The organism is Homoserinimonas sp., assembly GCF_056262345.1.
This window is the reverse complement of the sequence record NZ_JBACFR010000156.1, coordinates 1-8,903: the sequence shown is the minus strand read 5'-3', so window position 1 is coordinate 8,903 and position 8,903 is coordinate 1. Positions and strand designations below refer to the sequence as shown.

Below are 8,903 nucleotides of genomic sequence, written 5' to 3'. Positions count from 1 at the left end.
CATCATCGGCCGCCCCAACGTGGGCAAGTCGAGCCTGCTCAACAAGGCTGCCGGCGAAGAGCGCGTCGTGGTGAATGACCTCGCGGGAACCACGCGCGACCCTGTGGATGAGCAGGTGGAGATCGCCGGAAAGGTGTGGCGCTTTGTCGACACCGCCGGTATCCGTCGCCGTGTGAACCTCTCGCAGGGCGCAGACTTCTACGCCTCGCTTCGTACGAGTGCCGCGCTGGAGAAGGCCGAAGTCGCCGTCGTCGTTCTCGACGTGACCGAGCCCGTTAGCGTGCAGGATCTCAAGATCATCGACCTCGTTCTCGAATCGGGACGAGCTCTCGTGCTGGCCTATAACAAGTGGGACCTTCTCGACGACGAGCGTCGCATCTACCTTGAGCGTGAAATCGAGCAGGACCTCAGCCACGTGGCCTGGGCGCCCCGCGTTAACATCTCCGCCAAGACGGGACGCCACCTCGAGAAGCTGGTGCCCGCCCTCGAGACTGCCCTCGAATCGTGGGATACCCGCATCCCGACGGGCAAGTTCAACGCCCTGCTCGCCGAGCTCACGGCGGAGCACCCGCACCCCGTTCGCGGTGGAAAGCAGCCGCGCATCCTGTTCGGCACCCAGGCATCGAGCCGGCCGCCGACGTTTGTGCTGTTCACCACTGGATTCCTCGACCCGCAGTACCGCCGATTCATCACGCGCCGCCTGCGTGAAATCTTCGGCTTCGAGGGAACTCCGATTAACGTGAACATGCGCGTTCGCGAGCGTCGCAAGCGCACCTGATCGGTGTGAGGTTCTTTCAGCGCTTGCCCCCAATGGGGGTTGGCGGCTGATCGAGGCGCGACCCTAGACTCGCGCTCGTGCCCGCTGTCGAAACCCGAATTCGGTCGGTCCTCGACCGGTTTTCGGAGCGCTCCGACACGGGCTCGATCACGTTCGCTCTCTCGACCCCGCATAACGGGTGGAGCATGCTCTACGAGAGCGAGAAACCCGAACCCCCGTACTTTTTGGGGTCGGCAACCGCTCTCTACACGGCGGCGATGATCATGCAGCTCCGCGAAGAAGGCGCTCTCAGCCTCGACGACCCCGTGCGCGAGATTCTGGGCGACGACGTTGTGGCGAGCCTGCACGTGTTTCGCGAAACGGACTACTCCGAGCACATCACCGTGCGGCACCTGCTGAGCCACACATCGGGACTCAGTAGTTATCTCACTGAACGGCGCGCCGACGGCAGCAGTCTCATGACGGATGCGCTGGCGCGCGACCGCGGATGGAGCGTCGAGCAATCGCTCTCGGCTGCGCGAAGCATGCGCCCGAAGTTCGCTGCAGGAGACCCGCGTCGCGCGCACTTTTCTGGCACCAACTATGTGCTTCTTGGGCTCGTAATCGAGGCTGTGACCAAATCCACCTGGAGCGCCGCCGTCGTGGAACGTGTCATCGGCCCCCTGAGGCTCACGGGCACCTGGCCGTTCCGCGTTGAAGACGTCGATCGATACGACTCGGTCTCGCCGCTGCGCTTCGAAGGCAGGGAGGTGCGCCTGCCATTCACCATTGCCTCCCTGCGCGCACAGGGGAGCATCGTCTCCACGGCAGAAGACGGCCTGGTCTTTCTCAGGGCGTTTCTCTCGGGCGGCCTCTTCGACGCTGCCTACCTGCTGGAGATGACCTCCCACTGGAGGAGGGCGAACACTCTCGAAGCGGGGATCGGTATCGCCCGGTTCGTCGTGCCGCGATTTCAGCGACCCGGCCCGGGCCCGCGTGTTTTTATTGGGCACCCTGGCGAGACAGGCAGCGCCCTCTACTGCGTGCCATCCCACGGCCTTTATATTTCGGGCAGCATCAACCAGGTGTCTGACCCGTCCGCTGTGCACCAACTCATCACGACGCTGTCGTCAGTTTTGCCGCCGTACGACACGAGGGGAATGCCTGCGACCATCCCCTCGTTGTCATGAGGGATGACCTCTTCAGCAGCCTCCGCCCCGCTCGCCCTCTCGGTGCTCGATCTTGTGCCAGTGCGCACCAACCAGACGACCTCCGACGCCATCGCCGCCAGCGTGACGCTCGCCCGTACAGCGGATCGACTCGGCTTTCGGCGCTACTGGCTTGCGGAACATCACAATATGCCGGCGGTAGCCTCCACCAATCCGGCCGTGCTGATAGGAATCCTCGCCGCGAACACTGAGCGGATCAGGGTTGGCTCCGGGGGAGTCATGCTGCCGAACCATGCACCCCTCGTCGTGGCCGAGCAGTTTGCCATTCTCGAGGCGGCATACCCCGGCAGGATCGATCTCGGCATCGGGCGAGCCCCAGGCAGCGACCCGGTGATCACCTCGCTTCTGCGATCTACGGGCACAACGAGCGATGTCGACGAGTTCGAGCGCAATGTGCTCGATATCGGCGCGCTTATGGATCCGACCGGCGCCTCGCTGCGCATGCGGTCCGGCCAGCTCTATTCGATAACCGCCACCCCTCATGCCGTCTCAGTGCCTGAGCTGTGGTTGCTCGGCTCGAGCGACTATTCGGCCAAGTTGGCCGCCCGCCTCGGCCTTCCCTATGTGTTCGCGCACCATTTTTCGGGCCAGGGCACCCGCGGGATCTTGGACCTCTACCGCACAGGATTCACCCCGGCGGCAACCCCGGAGCGTGAGGACTCCGCCGAGGGCGGGTTGCAGCATCCGCGCACATTTCTCACTCTCAATGTGTCGGTAGCGGAGACAGCGAAAGAAGCGCAAGCAGCGGCGCTGCCCAATCTGCAGCGCATGGCCATGCTCATGACGGGATCGCCCCTGTTGCCCCTCTCGACCATCGAAGAGGCGGCACGCACAGAGGTGACTCCGGCCCAGCAGCACATCATCGACGGAATGCTGGAGCGGTGGGTGATCGGCGACCCCGCGACTGTGGCTCGCCGTATCCGCGATCTAGCCGCAGAATTCGCCGTCGACGAGGTCATGCTTTCGGTGGGAATGTCGGCGTATGCCGGCGACCCGGCCGGAGCGACGCCGCTGCGAGAGGGCGCTCTGCAGCTGCTGGCGGACGAGCTTGCCCCTTTGGCGTAGCGAAGCGCCAGAGTTTTTCGCCGCGTGACGCCCGGGGTGCTGACCAGACCGGCCATGCGTGAGAGAGTGGAATCATGACTCAGGTTCCATCGTTTCGCCCTCAATCCTCTGGTGACGGATGGGTTGAAGGCCGCGATGGGGAGAAGTTCTGGGGCCTCTTTGGCGCGGCAGGGTTGCTCGTGCATGACCGCGACCGCGGAATTCTCATGCAGCACAGGGCAACCTGGAGTCACTTCGGTGGCACCTGGGGTTTGCCGGGGGGTGCCCGGCATGAGAACGAGACGGCGTATGACGCTGCCGTGCGAGAGGCCAGCGAAGAGGCCGATGTCCCGGCCGACGCGATCTCGCCGCTGTTCGAGAGCGTTCTTGACCTTGGCTTCTGGTCGTACACGACCGTTGCTGTCGAGACTACGCGGCCGTTCGAGCCCCGCATCAGCGACCCCGAGAGCCTGGAGCTTCGGTGGATTCCCGTCGATGAACTCACCGCTCTTGCGCTGCACCCGTTCTTTGCCCAGTCATGGCCCGAGCTGCGCGCTCGGCTCTGACCCCCTGGTTGGGCTGCCGCTGAGCCGCGATTAGCGCAGGGCTACGAGGGTGAGCACGCAGCGCTCGATAAGCGTCTTGAGCTCATCGTCGTTCTTCCAGCGAAAGAGAATGCCGAGGTCGGCTACGACGCTGAGCGCCGCAAACACGATGAACGTGGCTTCTGAGGGGCTCAGCTCTGGTCTGATCTCCAGCAGCGTCGACGCCCAGCGGCCGATCGTGTACTCCTGCATGTGCAGCATCGATCGCCGGTTTTCGTCGTCGAGATTGCGCCCGTCGGCGAGAAAGATCGTCATGACCTGCGGGTCTTCGAAGTAGTGCTGAACGTAGGCGTGGCTGAGCGCCCCGAGCACCTCGCGCGGTTTGCTAGAGCAGGCGAGGGCGCGCTCGGTGTCGCGCTGCAGCGCCTCGAACCCGTCGTTGCAGGCGGCCAACAGAAGATCGGATGTCGTGGCGAAGTGAGACTGCACGGCTTCGACCGACAGCCCAGCCTGGGCGGCGACGCTCTCCAGGGTGACGGAGTCGTAGCCCCGGTCATAGAGCTCCTGCACGCCGACCGCTAGCACGCTGCCGCGCTCGCTTGTGTCGCTGTGCCACGTCACGGGAGTTGCCGAGAGCGTCGAGCCATTGACGATGGATGAGGTCGGATCGCTCTCAAGCATTCGCTGTGCCGACACGGTCAGCAGCGTAAAAATCTTGGCATCCGGCAAGCTGGTCGGGTGGATGGTGATGCTCGCAATAGTGCTGAGCGCGGCCGCCGCGAGCGCATTGGCATCCTTGACGCTGAGTTCTGGACGATAGATGAGCAGCGGCTCGCGGATTCGGCTGCGAAGCTCCGCGAGGTTGCCAAAGAGTAGGGAGAGGTCATCTGGTTCGAGGTTGCGGCTCTGGGTGCGATAGAAGCCGCCAACCGCCCGCGTGGCGATGCTGGAGCGGGCGAGCTCAGCGAGAATGCGCTGGACGGCGGCCTTGGCTTGCCGGGGCTCAGTGCCGGTGATGCCGTCGGTGGCCTTGAGCATGTTGGTCGAGGTCGAAAACGCGACCTCGCGGAAGAGGTCGTACTTGGTCGCGAACAGCTCGGCAAAGGTGCGGATATCGACGCCGGATTCAGAGCAGATCTCGGCGATGCTGGTTGAGTGGTAGCCGCGATCCGAGAACGCCACCGCGGCGGCACTGAGTATCTTCTCGCGCGGCGCCATGCCCGCGATCGGTTTTTCTGTGTGCGGTGCTTCTGACATCCGGTGCCTCCTTGTGGGTAGCGGTCGGGTTCGCAGGCGATGTCGCTCGGGTAATTAACAGTGAAGCATGAGCGGGCCTCTAATTGCGGTTTCTCCGGCCCCCAGATAAGGGGACATTTTGGGGGACAATAATCGCTCCCAGCCCGGACTATATGGCCAAATTTGGCGACTTTCGGGGTACACGCTCGCGCGACTTGTGACCACTGGGCCTGGCGAAAAATGGCGAGAGACCTATGCTCTGCGCGTGGACGCCGTCTGGGTTGCGCTCGGAATCCTCGTCTTGGTGCTGACCCTCCTGGACGTGTTTCTCACCGCGCTCAATTACGACGAGGCCGGGTTCATCACAGGGCGACTCGCTCGGTGGCAGTGGTCGGTCACCCGGATGTTCACGAGGCGGATCGCGCGCCGGTGGCGGCCCGTGGTCCTCCGGCAGGTGACCGGGCTGCAGCTAATCGTGACGGTGGCGGTATGGGTTGGTGGCACCATCCTCGGCTATGCACTGATCTATTTCGGCAACATGGAGGACAAGAATTTTCTCTTCTCCGGCCAGCATCCCGGCCTCTTTGCCGCCGTCTACTTCAGCGCAGCGCAGCTAGCGACGGTGGGAACATCGCAGCTCACGCCGAACACTGATCTGCTCAGCGCCCTGTCGATTCTTGAGACCCTCACCGGCGTTCTGCTGCTGTCGCTCGTGCTGACGTTCTTGTTCGGCGTCTACGACGTCGTTTCAAGCCTGCGATCGCTTTCGACGCAGTTCTACAGCCCGGTGAGGGCCGTTGGCACGCCGGTCACGAGTCTCAAACCGTACTTTCCCGATGGACAGGAGAACGGGCTCGACTCCCACTTGCAAGGCATCTTCGACAGCTTCGGCGCCTATACCGACGGGCTTCGGCTCCACCACGCCGCCTATTACTTTCAAAGCGGCCGAGACACCTTTTCGTTGCCATTCTCGTTGCAGATGCTCGTGGGCACGATCGGCGCGCTCCGCTGGGGGCTGCCAGCCTCGCACCCCTCCACTAAGCAGCCCGCCCTGTTGCTTCTGACGGAGCAGTTCGAGGGGTTTCAGGGGTATATGCATCCGCTTCTGCGGTGGACCAATTCGGATGTCCCCGAGACGGTGAGCAGAGAAGATTTCACGCAGCAGATTGAGACGCTTCGTCGAGAGCACGGGCAGCGGCGCCCGCGCGGGAGGGTGCGCCGATCGGATAGCGGCGATCCGTGGGTGCGGGAGTTTGCGGTCATCACGATTGACATGGCCGAGCTCATCGGGGTGCAGCCATTTGAGGACGTGGGGGAGGCGTACGACAGTTACCTCGAGTGGCTGCCCTTCGCCTACAAGGGTGATCGTTTCACTTCTGCGGTTGCCCGCGATCTCGACTATCAGCCTGTCTATTCAGATCCGAGCGAGGCGGCGCCGACGGCCGTGCTCGCTCCCGCTCCTGAAGGAGAGCGGCCCAGCCAACGGCGGGGAATAGGCGAGTTCATCCGGAGCAGGGCCACTCTGATCGACCCCGGATACTCTCGGCTCATCAGCGCGATCCGGGCTCTGATGTCCGCCGCGCTTGCGGTGGCGATTCTCGCGGTCGGGCTGCCAGCGTTCGGGTTGGAGCCGATGCCCGCAGCGGTCTTCGGAGGCGTCATCGCCATGTTCACCGGGGGAGCCTCGGGGGGAGGCGCGCACGGAATCAAGCGGCTAGCCTCGCTCATCACGGTGATTCCTATTGTGATTGCGCTCGCTCTCAACGGACTCTTCGCATCGGACCCGGTCGTCTCAACAATCGTCGTGGCCGTTCTCGCGTTTGTCGGAGTCGGCGCTGCGCTGCTGGGTCCGCGGTTCGCTGCCCTGGGCCAGCTGCTCTTCATCTCGTATTACTTCACGCTGTTGCTGCACCTCGAAACCAGCGAACTCGTGCCGTTTTCGATCGCAGCCCTCACGGGGGTGCTCAGCTCGGTGCTGATTCAAATGATCCCCAACAGGGGAGCCCATGCCCGGCTCGTCAGGGGCGGAGTCGCGGCGTTCGAGCGGCGCCTTGTGCGCTCCCTCGAACCCCTCATTGACACTGTTTCTGCCGCCCGGTGGGATCCCGACCTCGTGCGGCGTACTCGGAACGAGATGAAGCAAACGCATCACACCGCTGCGTTCCTGGCGGGGCAGCTTACGGGGGACGACCCCGACATTGGGCTGACTCATCAGCAGGCGAATGCTCTGCGCATCCGTTTGCACGATGCAGAGTTGGGACTGGTCAACCTGGGGGAGGCCGCCAGCCACGCGACGGGCGCAGGCATCCCCATCATTGTGCGCGCACGACTTGCCGGCGTGCTGCAGACGCTGCAAAAGCACATCGCGAGCTATCCCGATCGGCCAGCGTGGGTTCGTAGTTCAACTGATCTCGGATCGTCACTCGACGAGGACCGGCAGACGGCGGAGGCCGAGGCGGTGCAGGCAATAGCCAAGGCGTTGCCCCCGCGGGAGACAGTGGAGCGCTGGCCGCAACCGGCGAGGCGAGTGGTGGCCGCCGCCCTCGAACTGCAGCGGGCGAGCGACGCGCTCTATTGGGCGCGGGTGGATGACCTCGTGTATAGCCCAGCGAATGACGAGGGCGAAGAGCTCAGCGATGATGGCTCGCAGATTACCGAGAAGACACCGGCAGAAAACCCGGATGCCGCCAAAGCAGACACTGCGCCCATCTGGCGCCGGGCTATTCAGGCGGGGCTCTCTACCGGCATCGCCCTCTTCTTGGGGTCATTCGTGTCGTCTACGCATCAGTTCTGGGCCGCAATGCCCGCGTACCAAGCCATCGGCGGCAGCGACGGCGAAACATTTGTCAAGGGCACCCAAAAGATCGTCGGAACTATCGCGGGGGCAACGGTCGGGTTCGGCATAGCCATCCTCGCCGGGCCAAACCCCGCCGTCCTGTTGCCTGTGCTGGCGGTCTGTGTGTTCGGCACGGTGTTCTTCCGCTCCGCATCGTCGCCCCTCACCACGTTTTGGCAGACGATGATGTTTGCCCAGCTCTATGAATTCATGGGTCGGCTCAGCACAGAAGCCATAGGGGTGCGCATTCTCGAGACGATCATCGGAGCAGCCGTGGCGCTCGTGATCGCCGCCCTCGTGCTGCCGACGCGCACGCGCACGAAGTACGCAAAGCAAGCAGAGAAGCTCGCGCAGACGATCGAATCGATCACGACAGAAACACTCGACACGTGGAAGCACACGACGTCGCTCACCTCAGAGGATGTCGACAGGCTTTCGAAGATCGAACTCAGGATGACCGACCAGCTGCGGGACCTGCAGGTCACCGCTATGCCGCTGCGCCATGGACTCGGAACATTCGACCCCGGCAGCGTGGACACGCAACTCACCGGGTTTTGGGAGCTTCTCTACTACACGCGCCAATTCGTGGCAGCCGCCGAGCACGGGCGCACGGCCAGAGCCAAGCTCACGGTCGAGCAGTGGGAGCAATTGGAGAAGGCGACTCGAGATAACTTCGCCGCGCTGCTCAGCGTGTTCCGGGGGCAATCGGTGGGCACTGTCGATGCCGACATCGGGCTCGACGATCTGGGAGACGATGCTGAGCCACGGCAAGCGGAGGCAGCGCTGCGTGCTCTAGCGCGAGCAAATCAGACGGTTGCGCTCATGGTCAACGACGCCTCTCCACAGGCTGCCGAGGTGTGGTGGCGGCGTGCCCAGAAGTAGCGACGATGGCTCGGCTCCTGGGGGTTGTATGACTGCCGGGTGCGAGTAGCTGGGAGTCGCATCTGCGGCCTCGGGACCGGCGTACGTTGCCCATGTGCGACACCCGTTGCAGGGGTTCTGCGGGGCGTTGGTTGGTGCCGCTACTTTTTCTATTGTGGGCGGCCAGGACGACGGTGCCGCTACACGTGAGCGCGGCGCCCGAGCAAACGGCAGACTCGGTCTGGCTGGGATTTTTGCGGTCGCTGCTCACCAACGTGTCGCAGGTGGTGCTCATCGACAACGTGTGGGCTGGCGCGCTCATCCTGCTCGGACTCTTTGTGGCCAGTTGGAAGGTGGGCATTGCCGCAGTGCTCGGCAGTGTTGTCGGCAGCCTG

Annotated in this window: 7 protein-coding genes; 6 read left to right on the top strand and 1 reads right to left on the bottom strand. The window is 63.7% G+C overall.

Translation table 11 applies throughout. From position 1 onward, the window contains the following. The 4 genes from AC062T_RS07940 to AC062T_RS07925 all read left to right on the top strand — a co-directional run. Positions 1-778, top strand: a 778-nt coding sequence (locus tag AC062T_RS07940) for a GTPase (protein WP_476028923.1), incomplete at its 5' end; no start/stop codon positions are given. 77 nt (positions 779-855) lie between these two features. Further along, a complete protein-coding gene (locus AC062T_RS07935) occupies positions 856-1,947 on the top strand; it encodes a serine hydrolase domain-containing protein (protein WP_476028921.1) in 1,092 nt (363 codons plus the stop codon). Between the two features lie 3 nt (positions 1,948-1,950). Further along, on the top strand, positions 1,951-3,051 hold the full coding sequence (locus tag AC062T_RS07930; protein WP_476028920.1) for an LLM class flavin-dependent oxidoreductase: 1,101 nt from the start codon (positions 1,951-1,953) through the stop codon (positions 3,049-3,051). Positions 3,052-3,125: 74 nt separating this feature from the next. Then, positions 3,126-3,596 (top strand): NUDIX domain-containing protein, encoded by a 471-nt coding sequence (locus AC062T_RS07925; RefSeq protein WP_476028918.1) that lies wholly within the window; start codon positions 3,126-3,128, stop codon positions 3,594-3,596. Between the two features lie 30 nt (positions 3,597-3,626). Here AC062T_RS07925 and AC062T_RS07920 read toward each other — a convergent pair whose 3' ends face one another. Continuing rightward, positions 3,627-4,832, bottom strand: coding sequence for a TetR/AcrR family transcriptional regulator (locus tag AC062T_RS07920; RefSeq protein WP_476028916.1), 1,206 nt, complete (start codon positions 4,830-4,832; stop codon positions 3,627-3,629). A gap of 244 nt (positions 4,833-5,076) precedes the next feature. Here AC062T_RS07920 and AC062T_RS07915 point away from each other — a divergent pair, with 244 nt between their 5' ends. Both AC062T_RS07915 and AC062T_RS07910 read left to right on the top strand, forming a co-directional pair. Beyond that, the gene (locus AC062T_RS07915; protein ID WP_476028914.1) at positions 5,077-8,529 is read left to right on the top strand and encodes an FUSC family protein; all 3,453 of its coding nucleotides are present in this window, start codon (positions 5,077-5,079) and stop codon (positions 8,527-8,529) included. A 185-nt stretch (positions 8,530-8,714) separates the two neighbouring features. Beyond that, a partial coding sequence (locus AC062T_RS07910) for an urea transporter (RefSeq protein WP_476028912.1) occupies positions 8,715-8,903 on the top strand: 189 nt, incomplete at its 3' end.